The organism is Streptomyces sp. BBFR51 (assembly GCF_044591655.1).
GTDB lineage: Bacteria > Actinomycetota > Actinomycetes > Streptomycetales > Streptomycetaceae > Streptomyces.
In genome coordinates, this window is the sequence record NZ_CP172448.1 from 6,675,546 (window position 1) to 6,692,864 (window position 17,319).

19 protein-coding genes are annotated in these 17,319 nt (G+C 73.1%); 12 read left to right on the forward strand and 7 right to left on the reverse strand.

The window, feature by feature from the left end:
* Positions 1–74: 74 nt before the first annotated feature.
* The 4 genes from ACGH7X_RS30500 to ACGH7X_RS30515 all read right to left on the reverse strand — a co-directional run bounded on the left by ACGH7X_RS30500 (position 75) and on the right by ACGH7X_RS30515 (position 3,815).
* A complete protein-coding gene (locus ACGH7X_RS30500) occupies positions 75–872 on the reverse strand; it encodes a TIGR04222 domain-containing membrane protein (RefSeq protein ID WP_399890933.1) in 798 nt (265 codons plus the stop codon).
* Positions 873–989: 117 nt separating this feature from the next.
* Complete coding sequence (locus tag ACGH7X_RS30505; protein WP_399890935.1) at positions 990–2,318, reverse strand: DUF692 domain-containing protein; 1,329 nt, start codon at positions 2,316–2,318, stop codon at positions 990–992.
* A 117-nt stretch (positions 2,319–2,435) separates the two neighbouring features.
* Positions 2,436–3,008 (reverse strand): GNAT family N-acetyltransferase, encoded by a 573-nt coding sequence (locus ACGH7X_RS30510; protein ID WP_399890937.1) that lies wholly within the window; start codon positions 3,006–3,008, stop codon positions 2,436–2,438.
* A gap of 33 nt (positions 3,009–3,041) precedes the next feature.
* The gene (locus ACGH7X_RS30515) at positions 3,042–3,815 is read right to left on the reverse strand and encodes a peptidyl-tRNA hydrolase (RefSeq protein ID WP_399890940.1); all 774 of its coding nucleotides are present in this window, start codon (positions 3,813–3,815) and stop codon (positions 3,042–3,044) included.
* A gap of 43 nt (positions 3,816–3,858) precedes the next feature.
* Between ACGH7X_RS30515 and ACGH7X_RS30520 the strand changes: the two genes are divergently transcribed.
* Positions 3,859–4,713, forward strand: coding sequence for an ATP-binding cassette domain-containing protein (locus tag ACGH7X_RS30520; protein ID WP_399890942.1), 855 nt, complete (start codon positions 3,859–3,861; stop codon positions 4,711–4,713).
* Positions 4,710–5,381, forward strand: coding sequence for an ABC transporter (locus ACGH7X_RS30525; protein ID WP_399890945.1), 672 nt, complete (start codon positions 4,710–4,712; stop codon positions 5,379–5,381). Before ACGH7X_RS30520 ends, ACGH7X_RS30525 begins: the two co-directional genes overlap by 4 nt.
* On the opposite strand, the gene ACGH7X_RS30530 is transcribed toward ACGH7X_RS30525, so the two are convergent.
* A complete protein-coding gene (locus tag ACGH7X_RS30530; RefSeq protein WP_399897436.1) occupies positions 5,373–5,567 on the reverse strand; it encodes a hypothetical protein in 195 nt (64 codons plus the stop codon). The two genes, ACGH7X_RS30525 and ACGH7X_RS30530, sit on opposite strands and share 9 nt — an antisense overlap.
* A 36-nt stretch (positions 5,568–5,603) precedes the next feature.
* Positions 5,604–6,392: an IclR family transcriptional regulator C-terminal domain-containing protein gene (locus ACGH7X_RS30535; RefSeq protein WP_399890947.1), complete on the reverse strand. Its 789-nt coding sequence runs from the start codon at positions 6,390–6,392 to the stop codon at positions 5,604–5,606.
* A gap of 202 nt (positions 6,393–6,594) precedes the next feature.
* Between ACGH7X_RS30535 and ACGH7X_RS30540 the strand changes: the two genes are divergently transcribed.
* From ACGH7X_RS30540 to ACGH7X_RS30585, 10 genes are read left to right on the forward strand one after another with little or no spacing between them, the layout of a single operon-like run.
* Complete coding sequence (locus tag ACGH7X_RS30540; RefSeq protein ID WP_399890950.1) at positions 6,595–7,578, forward strand: ABC transporter substrate-binding protein; 984 nt, start codon at positions 6,595–6,597, stop codon at positions 7,576–7,578.
* 1 nt (position 7,579) lies between these two features.
* Positions 7,580–9,292: a dihydroxy-acid dehydratase gene (locus ACGH7X_RS30545; RefSeq protein WP_399890953.1), complete on the forward strand. Its 1,713-nt coding sequence runs from the start codon at positions 7,580–7,582 to the stop codon at positions 9,290–9,292.
* A complete protein-coding gene (locus ACGH7X_RS30550; RefSeq protein WP_399890954.1) occupies positions 9,289–10,125 on the forward strand; it encodes an ABC transporter permease in 837 nt (278 codons plus the stop codon). The genes ACGH7X_RS30545 and ACGH7X_RS30550 overlap by 4 nt, the downstream gene beginning before the upstream one ends.
* A complete protein-coding gene (locus ACGH7X_RS30555) occupies positions 10,122–10,898 on the forward strand; it encodes an ABC transporter permease (RefSeq protein WP_399890957.1) in 777 nt (258 codons plus the stop codon). The genes ACGH7X_RS30550 and ACGH7X_RS30555 overlap by 4 nt, the downstream gene beginning before the upstream one ends.
* An 8-nt stretch (positions 10,899–10,906) precedes the next feature.
* Positions 10,907–11,698 carry an ABC transporter ATP-binding protein gene (locus ACGH7X_RS30560; RefSeq protein WP_399897438.1) on the forward strand — a complete coding sequence of 264 codons (792 nt, stop codon included), beginning with the start codon at positions 10,907–10,909 and terminating at the stop codon, positions 11,696–11,698.
* Entirely contained in the window at positions 11,695–12,477 is a 783-nt protein-coding gene (locus ACGH7X_RS30565; protein ID WP_399890960.1) for an alpha/beta fold hydrolase, read from the forward strand. Before ACGH7X_RS30560 ends, ACGH7X_RS30565 begins: the two co-directional genes overlap by 4 nt.
* Positions 12,474–13,826: an FAD-dependent oxidoreductase gene (locus ACGH7X_RS30570; RefSeq protein WP_399890963.1), complete on the forward strand. Its 1,353-nt coding sequence runs from the start codon at positions 12,474–12,476 to the stop codon at positions 13,824–13,826. The genes ACGH7X_RS30565 and ACGH7X_RS30570 overlap by 4 nt, the downstream gene beginning before the upstream one ends.
* A gap of 7 nt (positions 13,827–13,833) precedes the next feature.
* Positions 13,834–15,120 carry an aconitase X gene (locus ACGH7X_RS30575; protein ID WP_399890966.1) on the forward strand — a complete coding sequence of 429 codons (1,287 nt, stop codon included), beginning with the start codon at positions 13,834–13,836 and terminating at the stop codon, positions 15,118–15,120.
* Positions 15,113–15,520 carry an aconitase X swivel domain-containing protein gene (locus ACGH7X_RS30580; RefSeq protein WP_399890969.1) on the forward strand — a complete coding sequence of 136 codons (408 nt, stop codon included), beginning with the start codon at positions 15,113–15,115 and terminating at the stop codon, positions 15,518–15,520. Before ACGH7X_RS30575 ends, ACGH7X_RS30580 begins: the two co-directional genes overlap by 8 nt.
* A gap of 4 nt (positions 15,521–15,524) precedes the next feature.
* Positions 15,525–16,355 carry an SDR family NAD(P)-dependent oxidoreductase gene (locus ACGH7X_RS30585; protein ID WP_399890972.1) on the forward strand — a complete coding sequence of 277 codons (831 nt, stop codon included), beginning with the start codon at positions 15,525–15,527 and terminating at the stop codon, positions 16,353–16,355.
* Between the two features lie 18 nt (positions 16,356–16,373).
* On the opposite strand, the gene ACGH7X_RS30590 is transcribed toward ACGH7X_RS30585, so the two are convergent.
* Positions 16,374–17,240, reverse strand: coding sequence for a polysaccharide deacetylase family protein (locus ACGH7X_RS30590; RefSeq protein ID WP_399890975.1), 867 nt, complete (start codon positions 17,238–17,240; stop codon positions 16,374–16,376).
* Between the last annotated feature and the right edge of the window lie 79 nt (positions 17,241–17,319).

A 17,319-nucleotide genomic window follows, 5' to 3' on the forward strand; every position in this document is an offset into this window, starting at 1 on the left:
GGTGCGGCGGCCGGGCGGGGCAAGCACCGCCCGCGAGTGTCGGCGCCGAGTGCCTCCGTACGCCCCCCGGCGCGTCAGGCCCGGCGCTCCCAGTGGTCCCCGGCGTACTTCTCGCGGTGGGCGAAGGCCGCACGCAGGTCCGGCTCGCCGATCGCGTGTACGCCGCGCACGGCGACCGAGGTCAGGTAGGTACGGTCGTCGGCCGTGCCGTCGGCCTGCCGGACCAGGGCACCGATCAGCCGCTGCCCGGCCGGGGAGGCCCAGCGCGAGTACGGGTGGACCTCCATCCGCGTGATGGCGAGGCAGCCCAGGGTCAGGGCGAGCGGCAGCGCGAACCAGAGGGCGATCAGCGGGCGCGGCTGGTTGGCGGGAAGGGGCAGTGCGAGGGCGGCGGCGCCCAGCGCGCACACCGCCACCGCGGCGACCCGCACCCGCCGGACCCCGGCCGCGACACCGTCGGCGCCGCCGTCCGGCGCGGCGAGGCCCGCGCCGACCAGCCGGTCGGCCAGACCGCGTATGGCCTCCGCGCCGGCCGCGGTGCTCCGCAGGGGCGCTATCCGGGACTGGCCCCCGGGTCCTATCGCGCCTATGACCGAGCGTTCCATGTCGTCGCGCCCGCACGGGTCGACGACGGTCGCCCAGCCGGTGTGCGCGAGCAGCAGCCGGCGCTGGCGTGCCATGGAGACCAGCGTCAGGTCGGCCACCCGCCGCGGGCCGCCGGACAGGAACGCCGCCTCGTAGAGCGTCAGCGCGTGCTCACGAGCGACGCCGTGCGGGGCGACGGCCGCCGCGCGCACGGCGGCCAGACACAGCCGCAGGCACGACAGACCGGCGACGGCCCAGGCCGACAGGAGGAAAAGGACCCAGAACATGCCGTACTTCTATGCCAAAGGCTTTCGCCGGCGCCATGCCCTGTTCACATTTCGGGACGCAGTGTTGTGGGTATGTGACGTTCCGTTTGGTGATGTCCCGGCGCGGGCCTGCCCGGCTCAGCGGCGCAGCAGAACACGCCTGGTCGCACGGGCCAACCTGACCCCGGGCCGCGTCGAACGCGGCACCGGCCCCGACCGTTCCAGCCACCACTCGCGCAACTCCCCCCGCACACCGGAGTCCGCGCCGCTGGGCGCCGACCGCAGCACGTGCGCGACGAAGTCGAGGGCGTCCCGCCGGTATCCGCCGGTCATCGGGCACCCCTGTGCGTAGGCGAGGAAGGCCGGCCGGTACCGCGTGCCCAGGATCACCGGCAGTTCGGGCGCGACCTTCGCCACCACGTCGGCCCGTTTCCCGGCGAGCGCCCGCGCCTGCACCCCCAGCCGCGCCCGGTCGAACCCCTCGGGCACGGGCGTCCCCGCGACCAGCGCGGACAGCAGCGCGGCCTGCGCGAGCCCGAGCCGCTGCCGTACGGCGTCGTCGGCGCGGGCGTCCGGGGACGCGGGCGCGGCCCGCCGCGAAGCCGCAGCCGCCGCGCCCCGGTCCGCGGGCATCCCACCCGTACGCCCCTTCGCGACGGCGGCACGGATCGCCTCCACCTCGCCCTCGAGTTCCTCCCCTTCGGGGAAGTTCTCGTCGCGCTCCAGCAGGACGCCCGGCGGTGCCACGCGCGAGGCGAGGTCGGTCAGGATGTCGAGCACCGGCTGCGCGACCGGGTGGGCGTGGCTGTCGTGCCAGACGCCGTCCCGTTCGAAGCCGCCCGCGACGTGGACGTAGGCGATGGCCTCCAGGGGCAGTTCGGCGAGCGCCTCGGCCGGGTCCTCGCCGCGGTTGACGTGGTTGGTGTGCAGGTTCGCCACGTCGATCAGCAGCCGCACCCCCGTCCGGTCGGCCAGCTCGTACAGGAACTGGCCCTCCGTCATCTCCTCGCCCGGCCAGGAGATCAGCGCGGCGATGTTCTCCACGGCGAGCGGCACGGGCAGCGCGTCCTGCGCGATGCGTACGTTCTCGCACAGCACGTCGAGGGCGTCGCGGGTGCGCGGCACGGGCAGCAGGTGCCCTGCCTCCAGAAGCGGTGAGGCGGTCAGCGCGCCGCCCGCCCGGACGAACGCGATGTGCTCGGTGACCAGCGGCGACCCCAGTACCTCCGCCCGCTCGGCCAGCGCCGCCAGTCGTCCCGCGTCCGGCCGTTCCCCGCCGCCGAGTCCGAGCGAGACCCCGTGCGGCACGACGGTCACGCCGCGCTCGCGCAGTCGCAGCAGCGAGTCGGGCAGATGGCCCGGACACAGGTTCTCGGACACGGCCTCGACCCAGTCGATGCCGGGCATCCGCTCGACGGCGTCCGCGATCTCCGGCCGCCATCCGATGCCGGTTCCCAGTCGTCGCACGGTCGATCCCTCCCTCCCCGTCGTCATGCCCGGGGTATCGCCCGCGCGGCCGGGCCCGAACCCCGCGCGGGGCGCCTTCAGAGGAACATTTGAGGTTCGCGGGTCACCCCGGGGGGCTCAGCGCAGGTCGAGCCGCATCAGCACCCGTGGATGTCCGGCCAGCACCGAGGTGGTGTCGGCGGCGTGGACGAACCCGGCACGCTCGAAGTTCCTCCGGAGCCCGGCGTAGGCCATGGTCAGGTCGACCTTCGCGTCCCCGTTGTCGAGCGGGTACGCCTCGATCGCCGGGGCGCCCCGGGCGCGGGCGAAGTCGACCGCCCCGGCGATCAGCGCGTGCGAGATCCCCTTCTTGCGGTGACCGGGGCGGACGCGAACGCACCACAACGACCAGACCGGCAGGTCGTCCACGTGCGGGATCTTGCGGGCGCGCGCGAAGGAGGTGTCCGCGCGAGGCGCCACCGCGGCCCAGCCGACCGGCTCGTCACCGTCGTAGGCGAGCACCCCCAAGGGCGCTCCCGCACGGCACAGCTCGGCGACGTGGGCACCGCGGGCCGGGCCCCGCAGCTCGTTGTTCACCTTGGAGGGGACGCGGTAGTTCAGACACCAACAGACGGTGGCCTGTGGCGACTTGGGGCCGATCAGGGTCCGGACGTCCTCGAAGACCGAGGCCGGGCGGACGTCGATGGTCATGCCCCCACGATGCCACGGGGCGCGGGACGCCGCCTAAGGGTTGGCCCGCCGCAACGCCGGGTGGTCCGCCACCACCGTGCACGAACCCGGCGCGATCTCCGTGAACCCGGCGTCGCGCACCACGGGCAGGCCGCTCGTCGTGAGGCCGCCCCAGCGGGCCGGGGCCGCGGTGCGCACCGCCAGCGGGAAGCCCGCGTCGCGCCAGGCGGCCCGGGCCGCGTCGTCCAGCTCCCACCAGGCGAGCTGCGCACCGTGGCCGGCCTGGGCCATCGCCTTGCCCGCCGACATGTCCAGGTCGGGGCTCATCCAGAGCACCGGCGCCGAGAGGTCGGCGTCGAGCGGGGGCTCCGGGTCGTCGAGGTCGGTGCCGGAGACCTGGAGGCGGGCCAGGTCCTTGGGCCAGCCGTCCAGCGGGACCGGCGGGAAGACCCGCACCTCGGCCGACTTGCCGGTGACCGTGATGCCGGGCAGTGCCTCGGCCCGCCGCCACTCGGCCCCGCGCGCCCGCCGCACGACCTTGCGGATGCGCGCGTCCTGCCAGTCCCGCATCGCCCGCGCCCACTCGCCGTCACCGGTCGACCGCTCGTCGGCGAGCATCACCAGCACCGCCCGGGCCGCGGTCTCCAGCGCGTCGGTACGAGGCGGCGGCGCCGCCCGCTCGACGCGTACGACGAGCGGCAGGACGAACTGCGGCGCGAGGTCGCGATCGCCGGGCTCGGGACGGAAGGGGCTGTCGGGAACGGGGGAGGGGGCTGGGACGGGAACGGGGGAGGAGTCTGGGACGGGCGTCGTCGGATCGTTGCTCACGCCCTACAGTCTGCCAACCGGCCGCCCGCGAGAGTATGGCCCCATGCGAAGCGAGCTACGGCTGGACGGCGTGGGACGCCGCTACGGCCTCCGCGGCCCCTGGGTGCTGCGCGGCGTCGACCTGGGCGTGGCGCCCGGCACCCTCGTCCGCGTCGAGGGCACCAACGGCACCGGCAAGTCGACCCTGCTGCGCGTGCTCGCCGGGATCGACGCCCCCACCGAGGGCCGGGTCACGGGCCGTCCGCGCACCGCCTACGTCCCCGAACGCTTCCCGGCCGCCCTGCCCTTCACCGCTGCCTCCTACCTCACCCACCTCGGCACCGTGCACGGGCTGTCCCGCCGGGCCGCGGCCCGCGCCGCCGGGCAGTGGCTGGAGCGGCTGGGCGCCGCGGGGTACGCCGACACACAGCTCTCCCGGCTGTCCAAGGGCAGCAGCCAGAAGGTGGCCGTGGCGCAGGCCCTGCTCGCCGAGCCGGAGCTGCTCGTCCTCGACGAGGCCTGGACCGGGCTCGACACGGACGCCCGGGCCGAGTTGGAACGGGCGGTCGCCGAACGGACGGCGGCCGGCGGTGCCGTCGTCTTCGTCGACCACGACCCGCGCCGCCTGACCGACGCGCCCGATGCCACGTACACCGTGCGCGACGGCGCCCTGCACCGCCGTACCGCACCTGCGACGGCGCCGGCCGGACCGCGCGTCGTCGTCCGGGTGCAGGGTCCGCCCGGCGCCGCCCCGCCCGCCGACGCACTGCGCACCGCCGCGTCCGCCGAGGAGACCGGCCCCGGCTCCCACACGCTCACCGTCCCCGCCTCCCATTCCGACGTCCTGCTGCGCACGCTCCTGACCGCGCGGCCGCCCTGGCACGTGGTGAGCGTGCACGCCCCCGAGGACCACCGATGACCGCCCTCCTGCGCTACCAGGCCGCCCTCCTGCTGCGTTCCCAGCGCTGGCTCCCGCCCGTCGTCCTGTACGCCGCCGCGCTCGGCGTCGGGGTGCAGGGCGGGCAGCCGGTGCTCGACTCGCTGGGCTGGGCGGCGGCCATGCTGCTGCCGGTCGCGGCCTGGCTGGTACGGATCTGCGTCACCGGTGAGCCGCCCGCCGCCCGGGGGTGCGTGTCGGCGGCGCGCGGCCCCGCGCGGGCCCATCTGGCGTGCGTGCTGGTGGCCCTCGGCGCCTCGGCGGTGCTGGGCACGGCGGCCACCGTCGTCGTGACGCTGATCAGCGACCCCGTCAGCACCGGTCACGGCACGCGCGTCCCCCCGCTCCCGGCAGGGGGCGCCGGACTGCTCGCCGCGCTGGTGTGCGCCCTGCTCGGCACCGCCGTCGGCGCGCTCACCGCCTGGCCGGTGCTGCGCTCACCCGGCCGCGCGGTACCGGCGCTGCTGCTGGCCGCCCTCCTGGCGCTGGTGGCGACGGGCTCCCCGGCCCGGGCGGCGGTCAGCGGTCTGGTCACCGGGTCGAAGTCGGGCGCGGTCCCGCTGCCGCTGCTGCCGCTGGCCGTGGCGGCCGTCGTCGCCTCCGCCGCGACCGCCGCGGCCTGCCGGCTCAGCTCGCGCAGATCAGCCTGAGCAGGCCGGGCGCTGGGCCTCCTGCCACTCGCAGACCGGGCAGAGGGTGATGCCCTTGTACGACTCCGGGTACTCCGTCGGCTCCCGGCACAGCACATTCCCCCACTCTCGGCTGCGCTCGAGCGGGGGGACCCCCATCGCGTACGGCGGGCCGTCGGCCCCGGGTGGGCGGGTCGCGTCGATCAGGCAGTAGCCGCCGGGGCCGGAGCGGCAGGGTGTGGTTCAGGGGCCGGCGACCAGTTGAAGGTCCGCCTCGATACCGGCGGCGCACGTCTGGAGCCGGGGCACCATGGCGCGCAGCTCGTCCAGACCTCGCATGCCCGCGCCGACGGCGATGTTGGCCGCGGCGATCACGGCGCCCGACCGGTTGCGCACGGGTACGGCCACGGCCCGCAGGCCCTGGTTCAGCTCCTGGTCCGCGACGCAGAAGCCGCTGTCGCGGACCGACTCGATGATCGTGCGCAGTTCCCCGGTGTCGCGGACCGTGCGGTCGGTCAGCGGCTGGAGGTCGACGCGGCCGAGGTAGCCCTGGAAGGCATCGTCGTCCAGGCCGGCGAGCAGGACCCGCCCCATGGCCGTCGCGTAGGCGGGGAACCGGGACCCGACGTTGATCGACACGGTGATCACTCCGCGGGCCGGTACGCGCGCGACGTGCACCACGTGGTCGCCGTCGAGCACGGACAGCGCCGTGGTCTCGTGCACATCGTGCATCAGGTCCTTGAGGTGGGGTTCGGCGATCTGCGGAGTCGACAGCGCCCGCAGGTAGGCGTGCCCCAGTTCGAGTGTCTTCGGTGTGAGGCCGAACAGCGTTCCCTCGCTGCGCACATAGCCGAGTTTCAGCAAGGTCAGCAGTGAGCGCCGGGCCGCCGCGCGCGAGAGTCCGGTCGCCCGGGCCACATCGCTGAGCGAGCGGGACGGATGGTCCGCGTCGAAGACCTTGATCACTTCCAGCCCGCGGGCCAGCGACTGGACGAAGTCCGTGTCTCCCGGCTCGACTTCGAGCGTTTCCATGTCGCATCTCCTGTCTCGGCGCGGTCGCGGCGCCCACTGTCCCACATCCACTGAACGGGTGCGAGCAGCAGTGTACGCATAGCGAACGACTGTGCGTGCGTCTAGCGCACAGGTGTACAGATATGTATGGTCCCTTCCATCGCACCTCGGGTCCGGTGTTCCGGACCCCATTTCAGTGGGAGGAACGATGGAGTTCCGGAGCATGCGCAGAAGGACTGCGCTGACCGCCGCGGCCGGACTGGCCCTGTCGCTCACCGGCTGCGGCAGCGGTGATTCCTCGGCCGGTCTGGACCCCTCGGCCGAGACGCCGGTGACCGTGCGGGCCGGGTTCATACCGGTCATCGACGTCGCCGCGCTCTACCTGGGGCAGAAGCAGGGCTTCTTCTCCAAGCACGGCATCAAGCTGGACATCAAGACCGCCCAGGGCGGTGCGGCGCTGGTGCCACCGGTGGTCACCGGGGAGTACCAGATCGCGTTCAGCAACATCGTCTCGGTGCTCGCCGCCCGTGACAAAGGCCTGCCTCTGAAGGTGATCGCCTCCGGGTCCGACTCCACGGGCGTCGCGGGCAAGGACGTCACGATGATCCGGGTCCCGAAGGACAGCCCCATCAAGTCGGCGGCCGACCTCGCCGGCAAGAAGGTCAGCGTGAACACCCTCAACAACCTTTTGGAGATGCTGGGCGAGGTGGCCGTCAAGGCCGACAACGGCGACCCGGACGCGGTGAAGTTCGTCGAACTGCCCTTCCCCGACGCGGTCACCGCACTGGGCAAGGGCGACATCGACGCCATGGTCACCGCCGAACCGTTCGACACCATCGCCGCGGGCGTGGACACCAGGGTCATCGCCTCGCCCTACCTGGAGATGTCGAAGAGCAGCCTGACCACGTCGGTCTACTTCAGCTCGGAAGAACAGCTGAAGAAGAACCCCAAGCTGTTCACCGCGCTCAAGACCGCCATCGACGAGTCACTCGCCTATGCGCAGTCCCACCCGCGCGAGACCCGGGCCCAGCTGGCCTCCTTCATGACGATCGATCCGGCGGTGGCCCAGAAGGTCACCCTGCCGACCTTCTCGCCCAAGATCCCGAAGTCGTCGGTCGAAGCGTTCGCCAAGGCCGCCCGAGACCGCGGTCTCGTCGACGGCGACATCTCCTACGACGACCTGGTGTGGTCGGGGGCGGCGGGCTGACATGACGACCAGTCTCCGCAGTGACCTGCCGGTCGGCAGCTCCCGCTGGGCGGTCCGACGGGCCCAGTGGCGCTCCCTCGGCATCACCGACGAGGAAATGGCCCGCCCCAAGATCGCCATCGTCAACTCGTCGTCCGACCTCGCCGCCTGTTTCGCCCACCTCGACGACATCGTGCCGGTACTCAAGGAGGCCATCCGCCAGGCGGGCGGCCTGCCGTTCGAGATCCGTACCGCCGCTCCGTCCGACTTCGTCACCAGTGCCGGCGCCGGCGGGCGGTACATACTTCCCACCCGCGACCTCATCGTCAACGACATCGAAGTGGTCGTGGAGGGCGCCCTGCTCGACGGCATGGTGTGCCTCAGCTCGTGCGACAAGACCGCGCCCGCCCACATGATGGCCGGCGGCCGGCTCGACCTGCCCACCCTGCTCGTCGCCTGCGGCTACCAGCGCAGCGCCCTGCACGAGGAGGGCGGCGCCGACATCGAGGACGTCTTCCTGCACGCCAGCAACACGGCACTGGGACGCACGTCCGCCGACGACCTGCTCGCCATGTCCGACAGCGCCATCCGCGGCCCCGGCGTCTGCGCGGGGATGGGCACCGCCAACACCATGCACATGGCCGCCGAGGCGCTCGGCATGGCACTGCCCGGCACCACCCCGACCCGCGCCAACGGCACCGTCATGTGGGACGCCGTACGGGAGGCCGGCCGGCGCATCGTGGGCATGGTCCACGAGAAGCGGACGGCCCGCTCGGTGCTCACCCCGGCGGCGATCCGCAACGCGGTCGCCGTGATGCTCGCCGTCGGCGGCTCGATCAACTCCGTCAAGCACCTCCAGGCCGTCGCCGTCGAGGCCGGGCTGGACGTCGACGTGTGGCGCACCTACGAGGAACTGGCCGACCGGGTCCCCGTCCTCACCGCGGTACGGCCCAACGGCCCGCACCTCGTCGAGCAGCTCGACGACGCCGGCGGCACCCGCGGCGTACTCGCGGCCCTGGCACCGCTGCTGGACCTGGACACCGTCGGGGTCACCGGCCGCCCGCTCGGCGAACTCGTCGCCGAGACACCCGCCCCCGACCCGGAGTTCATCCGCCCGCTCACCGACCCCTTCACCCGCCGCCCCTCGATCGTGATCCTGCGCGGCTCCCTCGCCGCCGAGGGATCCATCGTCAAGCTGCCGGCCGACGAGGAACGGCCCACCGGCTTCCGCGGGCCCGCACGCTGCTACCCCTCCCGGGAGACGGCCATCGCCGGCCTCGCCGCCGGCGAGGTGCAGGCCGGCGACGTGGTCGTCCTGCGCGGCATGGGCCTGCACGGCGGCCCCGGCATGGCCATGGCCTCGGCCTTCGTCTTCGCCCTCGACGGCGCCCAGCTCGGCGAGAAGGTCGCGGTCGTCACCGACGGCCAGCTCTCCGGACTGGTCAACAAGGGCATCGTGGTCGGCGAGGTCTCTCCCGAGGCCGCCACCGGCGGACCCCTCGGCCTGGTCCACGACGGCGACCTGATCAGCATCGATCTCACCGCCCGCACGGTCGACCTCGAGGTCGACGCGGACACCCTGGCCGGCCGCGAGCCCGCCGCCGCGGAGACCCTCCGTACCCCGGGCTGGCTGGCCGCCTACGACCGAACCGTCACCAGTCCCGCCTGCGGCGCCGTCCTCGCCCGCGAGGGCTGCGCCACCGGCTGCGGGCAGACCCGCGGAGGCGTCCGATGAAAGTGCTCGAAGCCACCCGGCCGGCCCGGGCCACGGCCGCCCCGTCCCCGCGCGTGCGCAGGACCCGGCCCCGTGTCGCTCCGCTGGTCGGCATCGTCCTCGCCGCACTCGCCGCCGAACTGATCCCGCGCACCGGACTGATCGCGGACGGCGCCCTGCCCCCGCTCAGCTCGGTCCTGGCCGAACTCGGCCGTCAGGCGGGCGACGCCGCGCTGTGGGAGGCACTGGGCCGCACGGTCCGCACCTGGGCCATCGGACTGGTGGCCTCCGTCGTCGCCGGTGTGGTGGCCGGGGTGGTCATCGGACTGGTGCCGGTCCTGCGCGCGATCACCGCGTCCACGGTGGAGTTCCTGCGCCCCATCCCCTCCGTGGCCCTCATCCCCGCGGTCATCCTCGTCTTCGGCACCGGCTTCGAGTCCGGAGTGGTGCTCATCGTCTACGCCGGCTTCTGGCAGGTGCTGGTGCAGGTGCTCTACGGCGTCCAGGACATCGATCCGGTCGCGCACGACACCGCCCGCTCCTACCGCTTCAGCGTCTGGGGCCGGGTACGGCACGTCATCTGGCCGACCACGCTGCCCTTCGTGTTCACCGGGATCCGGCTGGCCGCCTCGGTCGCCCTGGTCCTGGCCATCACCGGCGAGCTGGTGATCGGCACCCCGGGCCTCGGCCAGCTCATCTCCGTCGCGCAGAGCAGCGGCGCCACGACCGCGATGTTCGCACTCGTCCTGGTCACCGGCGTCCTCGGTGTCCTGGTCAACATCGGATTCAGGTACGCGGAGCGAGCCCTGCTCGGCTGGCATCCCTCCGTCCGGCGATCGGAAGGTGCGCGATGAACGTCCTGCGCCGCATCCTGTTCGCGCTCGGTCTGCCCGTCGTCCTCGTGGCGCTGTGGTGGGTCACCAGCGTCAACAGCACCAGCTACTACTTCCCGCCGCTGCCCGACATCCTGGACTGGTTCGGCCGGCTGTGGCTCGCCGGCGGATTCGCCGACGACGTCGTGCCCAGCCTGCTCAGGCTGCTCGCCGGGTTCCTCGTCTCCGCCGTGCTCGGCGTGGCCCTGGGCGTCGCCCTCGGCCTGACCGACGTACTGCGCAGGGGCGCCGAGCCGGTCCTGGAGTTCCTGCGGGCCCTTCCCCCGACCGTGCTGGTACCGGTCATCGCGATCGTCGCCGGCATCGGCGACGGGTCGAAGATCCTGGTCATCGTCTCCGGCTGCGTGTGGCCGATCCTGCTGAACACCGTCGAGGGTGTACGCGCCGCCGACGAGGTCATGGTCGACACCTGCCGCACCTACGGCATCACCCGCGGCGCGCGGCTGCGGCACATGGTGCTCCCCGCCGCCTCCCCGCAGATCGCGGCCGGGCTGCGGCAGTCCCTGTCGATCGGGCTGATCCTGATGGTCATCGGCGAGATGTTCGCCGCCACCAACGGCCTCGGCTTCAGCATCGTGCAGTTCCAGCGCACCTTCGCGATCCCCCAGATGTGGAGCGGCATCATCATGCTCGGCATCATCGGATTCGTCCTCTCCGCGCTGTTCACCGTTGTCGAGAAGCGGGCCCTGGGCTGGTACCTGGGCCTGCGCGAGTCGCAGAAGAGGAACGGCTGATGACAGACATGGTCACCGTCAGGAACCTCAACAAGGTCTACGAGTCGGCCGGCCGCCGGGTGGAGGCGATAGGAGACATCACGTTCTCCGTCGCCCGGGGCGAGTTCGCCTGCATCGTCGGCCCCTCCGGCGCCGGCAAGACGACCCTGCTGAAGTGTCTGGCCGGACTGCTCGCCCCCACGGCGGGCGACATCCTGCTCGACGGCACACCCGTGACCGGGCCGCCGCCCGGCATGGCCGTGGTGTTCCAGGAGTACGGCCGCAGCCTGTTCCCCTGGAAGACCGTGCAGCAGAACATCGACCTGCCGCTGCGGCAGAAGGGCCTGTCCCGCGCCGAACGCGACCGGCTGGTCACCGAAGCCCTCGCCGCGGTCGGACTCGCCGACTCCGGCAACTCCTACCCCTGGCAGCTCTCGGGCGGCATGCAGCAGCGCGTCGCCATCGCCCGGGCCATCGCCTACGAGCCGCAGGTGCTGCTCATGGACGAGCCCTTCGCCGCCGTCGACGCTCAGACCCGCGCCGACCTCGAGGACCTCGTCCGCTCGCTGTGGCGCACCCTGGGCATCACCACCCTGTTCGTCACCCACGACATCGACGAGGCGGTCTACCTCGGCGAGCGGGTCCTGGTCCTGTCCGCCTCGCCCACCCGCGTCCTCGACGACGTCCCCATCGGGCTGCCCGCCGACCGCGACCAGGTCACCAGCCGCTCGACGGCCGCCTTCGCCGACCTGCGCACCCGCGTGCACCGCGGCATCCAGGACGCCAAGGCCGGCCGCCGTACCTCCGGAGTCGCCGCATGACCGCGTACACCGACGAGGGCTCGGGCAGCCCGGTCCTCCTCTCGGCCTCACTCGGCACCACCGCCGCGATGTGGGCACCCCAGCGCGAACGCCTGCGCGAACAGCGCCGCGTCATCGCCTACGACCACCGCGGGCACGGCGGCTCCCCGGCACCCCCCGGCCCGTACCGCCTCGCCGACCTCGTCCACGACGCCGTGACCCTGCTGGACGAACTGCGCATCGCATCCGTCGACGTCGTGGGCGTGAGCCTCGGCGGCACCGTCGGGCTGGCGCTGGCCGCGGCGCATCCGGGCCGGGTCCGCAGCCTCGTCACCGTCAACGCCCCCGTCCTCGCCGACGCCCCCGGCTTCTGGCGCGCACGTGCCGCCACGGTCCGCGAGCAGGGCATGAGCGCGGTGACCGGGGGTCTGCTCGGCCGCTGGTACGCCCCCTCGGTCGCCAAAGCGCCGCCGTCCCTGGTGACCGACACCGTCACCGGCGTCGGGCGCCTCTCCCCCGAGGGCTACGCCGGATGCTGCGAGGCCATCGCCGGAACCGACCTGCGCGACCGGCTCGCCGGCATCCGGTGCCCCGTACTCGCGGTGAACGGACTCGCCGACGCCGTCGTCCCCGCGCACCACGCCGAGACGATCGCGACCACCGTGCCCGTCGCCCGGCACGTCGCCCTCCCCGGCGCCGGGCACCTGCTGACCCAAGAGATCCCCGACCGGTTCCACGCGCTGCTGACAGAGCACTGGACCAGCGCCTTCGGTGGAACCGACAGAAAGGCCACCGCGTGAACGCCGTGAACAGCCATGTCACCGAACCCGCCCGCACGACACCGGTGCTCGGCGAGTGGGAGGTCGTCGTCCTCGGCGGGGGGCCCGCCGGACTGGCCGCCGCCACCGCCGCCGCCCGGGCCGGCCGCAGCACCCTGCTGGTCGAGAAGAGCGGATACCTCGGCGGCGCCGGTACCGGCGGCGGGCTGTCCACCTTCTGCGGCATGTACTCCAACGTCCACGGCGAGCACGTCCTCACCGTCCGGGGACACGCGACCGAACTCCTGGAGCGCATCGACCGCCTGGGCGGACTGCGGGCCCCGCACCTGTCCTTCGCCGACCGCATCCAGGCCCAGGCCTACGACATCCCGGCCTACCGCAGCGCCGCCGACGAGCACGTACTCGCCGCCGGAGCCCAACTCCTCTACCACGCCTTCGCGGTGGCCGCGCTCACCGGCCCGACGGGCATCGAAGCCGTCGTCGTGGAGTCCAAGTCCGGCCGCGGCATCCTGCGCGGCCGGGTCTTCATCGACTGCTCGGGGGACGGCGACCTGATCGCCTGGTCCGGCACGGGACACGAGAAGGCCGATCCGTACGGCGACATGCTCTACCCGTCCACCATGTTCCGTATCAACGCGGTGGACGACGAGCGGGCCGGGCCCGCCTGGAAGACGCTGCCCCGTCTCATGGACGAGGCGGTCGCCGCCGGCCGCCCGCGCTTCCCCCGCCGCGGCGCCATCGTGCGCCCCCAGCGCGACGCCATCGAGTGGCGGGCCAACGCGACCCAGCTGCGCAACCCGGACGGCAGCGCCGTCGACGGCACCGACGTCTGGCAGCTCACCCACGGCGAGGTGCAGGGCCGCGCACAGGCCCAGGAGGTGTTCGGCTTCATCCGCGAGAACCTCCCCGGCTTCGACCGGTCCTACATCGTCGACATCGGCCCCGAGATCGGCATCCGCGAGACCCGCCGACTGCTCGGCCGGTACGTGCTCACCGAGGACGACGTCCGCTCCTGCGCCCGCTTCGAGGACTCCATCGGCCTCAACGGCTGGCCGGTGGAGGCCCACGTCGACGGCGACCTCGACATCCGCTGGCCCTACGGCGACGACCCGGCGGGCTACAACCAGCTGCCGTACCGCATGCTCGTCCCCGCCGACGGTCCCGGAAACCTGCTGGTCGCCGGCCGGTGCGCGTCGATGACCCACGGCGGCCAGTCCGCCGCCCGCGTCGCCGGCCCGTGCTTCGCCATGGGACAGGCCGCCGGTTCCGCCGCCCACCTGGCACTCAAGGCCCGTGGCACGGTCGACGAGGTCGACACCGCGCAACTGCGCGCCGAACTCGAAGCGGAGGGCGCATGTCTGACGCTGTGAGGCCCTCATGATGCTGAGCCCCGCCGACGAACGCATGCTGGCCGGCGAACAGGGCCCGGCGGTCCGCGCCGCCCTCGAACTCCTCGTGAGCTACGGCGAGTTGATGGGCGCGGAACGTCTCATCGACACCGACAACGTGTGCGGCGCCAACCTCTTCGGCCCACGGCACGCCCGGGTGCTCGGCACCACCGACCCGGCCGCGCTGTTCTCCCGGTTCTCGCTCGACCTCGACGAGAAGGCCGATGTCCCGCCGTTCCGCGCGCACAGCTGCCAGCTCATCGGGCCCCGCGACCGCGACCAGTGGGACCTCCAGGGCATCGCCCCCACCGACGCCGCCGCGATGAACGACAGCGAGAGCTACCTCGCCGAGCGGGGCGTCGACCTGCTCTCGACCTGTACGCCGTACCAGGTGGGCAACGTGCCCCGGTTCGGCGAGCACTGCGCGTGGATGGAGTCCTCCGCGGTGGTGTACATCAACTCCGTACTGGGCGCCCGCACCAACACCGAGGGCCGGGAGTCCTCGGCCGCCTCCATGCTGACCGGCCGGACCCCCTACTGCGGCTACCACCTGGACGGACACCGCCGGGCCACGCACCTGGTCGAGGTGCGGCACCCGGTCGTCACCACCGAGGACTGGAACCTCCTCGGCTACTGGGTGGGGGAGCGGGTGCAGGAAGCCGTCCCGGTCCTCACCGGCCCGGGACTCGCGCACGCCGCAGGCGTGCCGACCCCGGTGCGGCTCAAGCAGTTCGGCGCGGCCGCCGCCTCCTCCGGCGACGTGGAGATGTACCACCTCCCCGGTGTCACACCGGAGGCCCGGACGGTGGAAGAGGCACTGGGCGGGCGGGAACCCGCGGCGGTCTCGGTCTTCGACGCCACCGCACGTGCCGAGACCCTGGCATCGCTGTGCCGGACCGCGACCGACCGCGACGTGGACTTCGTGATGATCGGCTGCCCCCACGCCTCGCTGGAACAGGTCCGTGAGGTCGCCCGGCTGCTCGACGGCCGCCGACTCGCGGATTCCACGACTCTGTGGGTGTTCACCCCCAGGGCACTGCGCACCGTGGCCGAACGCAGTGGGTACGTCGCGACCATCGAGAAGGCCGGCGGGCGCGTGCTCTCCGACACCTGCCCGGCGATCGGGCAGTTCCTGCCGCCCGGCACGAAGGTGTTCGCCACCGACTCGGCGAAGCAGGCGCACTACCTGCCGGCGATCACAGGCGTACAGGGCTGGTTCGGCAGTGTGGAGACCTGTGTCACGGCGGCTCTGAAGGGCCGGTGGCCCGATGCCTGAGCTGCTCCGGGGCCGCGGTGTCGTCGCCGGCCGCGCGAGCGGACCCGTACTGCTGTGCACCGCGCCGGTGTCGGGATGGGGCGGCATCGACCCGAGGACCGGCACCATCGTGGAGAGCCGCCACCCCCAGCACGGGCAGAGCGTCGCCGGCACGGTGCTGGTACTGCCGGGCGCCAAGGGGTCGTCCGGCTGGTCCGGGCAGTTCCACCTCGCCAAACTGCAGGGCACGGCACCGTGCGCCATCGTGTTCACGCGCATGAACAGCAAGCTCGCCCTCGGCCTCGTCGTCCTCCGCGTTCCGGCGGTGACCGATCTGGAGACCACCCGGACGATGCACACCGGAGTCATGGCGGACGTCGACGGGACGGCCGGCACCGTGCTGATTCGAAGGGAAGAATGATCGAATGGACACTCTCGGCATCGAGGGAAACGTGGTGCTGGTCACCGGCGCGGCGAGCGGCATCGGCCACGCCGTCGCCCGCGCCTGCGTGGCCGAGGGAGCCACGGTGCATCTCGCGGACGTGTCGGACGCGGTGCACGCGGCGGCAGCGGAACTGAGGGGGACGGGGGCCGGGACCGTCGCCTCGCACGTGTGCGACGTGCGGGACCCGGAAGCGGTCCGTGCCCTCGTGGACGACGCCGTCGCGGCTTCCGGCCGCCTCGACGTCGCGTTCCTGAACGCGGGCGTCAACGGCGTGCCGTCCCTGCTCCAGCCCGGCGGCGCGATCGACGAGCTGTCGTTCGAGCAATGGCGACGGGTCATGGACGTGAACCTGGACGGCCTCTTCCACTGCCTCCAGCAGTCCGCCCGGGTCATGAAGCGGCAGGGGTCCGGAAGCATCGTCGTCACCGCATCCACGGCGGGCCTGCGCGCGGAGCCCCGCGTCAGTTACCCCTACGTCGCGTCGAAGTCCGCCGTGGTCGGTCTGGTCCGCCAGGCCGCGCTGGAACTCGCCCGCTTCGGCGTGCGGGTCAACGCCCTGGCACCGGGGCCGGTGGTCACCAACATCGGTGGCGCGGGTCCGAGGCCCGCTGCCGCCGTGGCCGCGTGGGAGGACTCCATCCCGATGCGGCGCTGGGGCCGGCCCGACGACCTCGCGGGGTTGGCCCTCCTGCTGGCTTCCGACGCGTCTTCCTGGATGACCGGTGGTGTCCACGTCGTGGACGGCGGCGCGTCGGCCCTCACCCAGATCGACAGCGGTGCCCTCCCGGCTCCCGACACCGGCGCACAGTGAGCGGGGCGGGGGAGCCCGTCAGCGGCGGCCGTTCGTGGCGCCGACCAGCTCCGAGACCTTTACGAAGCGGTACCCCTGGCGGCGCAGCTCGGGCACGACGGCCCGTACCACCTCCTCGGTCACCGGGGCGGCGCTGCGTGTGCAGTGCATGACCACGACCGAACCCGGCCGCACCCCGTCCAGCACCTGCCGGGTCACCGCGTCGGCGTCCGTCGCGAACGCGTCGCCGCTCACCACGTCCCACTGCACGGCGGTGACGCCGGTGGCGGCCAGCTCCTTGAGGACCGACTTGTCGTAACAGCCGCCGGGGAAGCGGAAGTACGGCATCGGGTTCGGCACCCCGGCCTTCTCGAACGCCGTGTACGCCCGCTCCAGGTCCGAGCGCATCCGCTCCTTGGACACGGACGGCAGGCCGTAGCAGTCGTCGGTGTAGGCGTAGTGGCTGTAGGAGTGGTTGGCGATCTCGAACCGCGGGTCCCGGCCGATGGAGCGGGCCTCGTCCGGGTACTCCTCGGCCCACCGGCCGGTCATGAACACGGTGGCCGGCACCTTCAGCTTCCGCAGCGTCGCGATCAGCTCGGGATTGTCGAACCGTTCGCCCGACGCCGCCCGCGGCCCCTGGTCGGCGGTCATGTCGGCGTCGAAGGTGAGCGCGACCGTCTTGCCGTCCCCGCGCGGGCCGTGCTCGAAGACGGGGGTCAGCCCGGCGGGGCCGGGGGCGAGGGTCGGGGGCCGGGAGGAGGCCGGCTTCGACGGGGCGGCGGAGGGCGCGGACGGCGCCGGCCGGGGGGCCTGCGGTGCCTCGGTGGTGCCGCAGGCGGCGAGGGCGGTGCCCAGGGCGCACAGGGCGGTGGCGCGTCGTACGCGTCGCACGAGAGTGATCATCGTACGAACGTATGAGTGCGGTGTCTTGTTTGTATGACTATGCGGTGCGACGTGCCCGAGGGGTCACCCTCCCGGGTCA

What these genes read in the sequence shown, in the direction of transcription:
- ACGH7X_RS30520 (WP_399890942.1), top strand. Translation starts at nt 3,859, where the DNA reads ATGCGAAGCGAGCTACGGCTGGACGGCGTGGGACGCCGCTACGGCCTC.
- ACGH7X_RS30525 (WP_399890945.1), top strand. Translation starts at nt 4,710, where the DNA reads ATGACCGCCCTCCTGCGCTACCAGGCCGCCCTCCTGCTGCGTTCCCAG.
- ACGH7X_RS30580 (WP_399890969.1), top strand. Translation starts at nt 15,113, where the DNA reads ATGCCTGAGCTGCTCCGGGGCCGCGGTGTCGTCGCCGGCCGCGCGAGC.
- ACGH7X_RS30560 (WP_399897438.1), top strand. Translation starts at nt 10,907, where the DNA reads ATGGTCACCGTCAGGAACCTCAACAAGGTCTACGAGTCGGCCGGCCGC.
- ACGH7X_RS30555 (WP_399890957.1), top strand. Translation starts at nt 10,122, where the DNA reads ATGAACGTCCTGCGCCGCATCCTGTTCGCGCTCGGTCTGCCCGTCGTC.
- ACGH7X_RS30575 (WP_399890966.1), top strand. Translation starts at nt 13,834, where the DNA reads ATGATGCTGAGCCCCGCCGACGAACGCATGCTGGCCGGCGAACAGGGC.
- ACGH7X_RS30550 (WP_399890954.1), top strand. Translation starts at nt 9,289, where the DNA reads ATGAAAGTGCTCGAAGCCACCCGGCCGGCCCGGGCCACGGCCGCCCCG.
- ACGH7X_RS30540 (WP_399890950.1), top strand. Translation starts at nt 6,595, where the DNA reads ATGCGCAGAAGGACTGCGCTGACCGCCGCGGCCGGACTGGCCCTGTCG.
- ACGH7X_RS30500 (WP_399890933.1), bottom strand. Translation starts at nt 872, where the DNA reads ATGTTCTGGGTCCTTTTCCTCCTGTCGGCCTGGGCCGTCGCCGGTCTG.
- ACGH7X_RS30510 (WP_399890937.1), bottom strand. Translation starts at nt 3,008, where the DNA reads ATGACCATCGACGTCCGCCCGGCCTCGGTCTTCGAGGACGTCCGGACC.
- ACGH7X_RS30585 (WP_399890972.1), top strand. Translation starts at nt 15,525, where the DNA reads ATGGACACTCTCGGCATCGAGGGAAACGTGGTGCTGGTCACCGGCGCG.
- ACGH7X_RS30565 (WP_399890960.1), top strand. Translation starts at nt 11,695, where the DNA reads ATGACCGCGTACACCGACGAGGGCTCGGGCAGCCCGGTCCTCCTCTCG.
- ACGH7X_RS30535 (WP_399890947.1), bottom strand. Translation starts at nt 6,392, where the DNA reads ATGGAAACGCTCGAAGTCGAGCCGGGAGACACGGACTTCGTCCAGTCG.
- ACGH7X_RS30590 (WP_399890975.1), bottom strand. Translation starts at nt 17,240, where the DNA reads ATGATCACTCTCGTGCGACGCGTACGACGCGCCACCGCCCTGTGCGCC.
- ACGH7X_RS30545 (WP_399890953.1), top strand. Translation starts at nt 7,580, where the DNA reads ATGACGACCAGTCTCCGCAGTGACCTGCCGGTCGGCAGCTCCCGCTGG.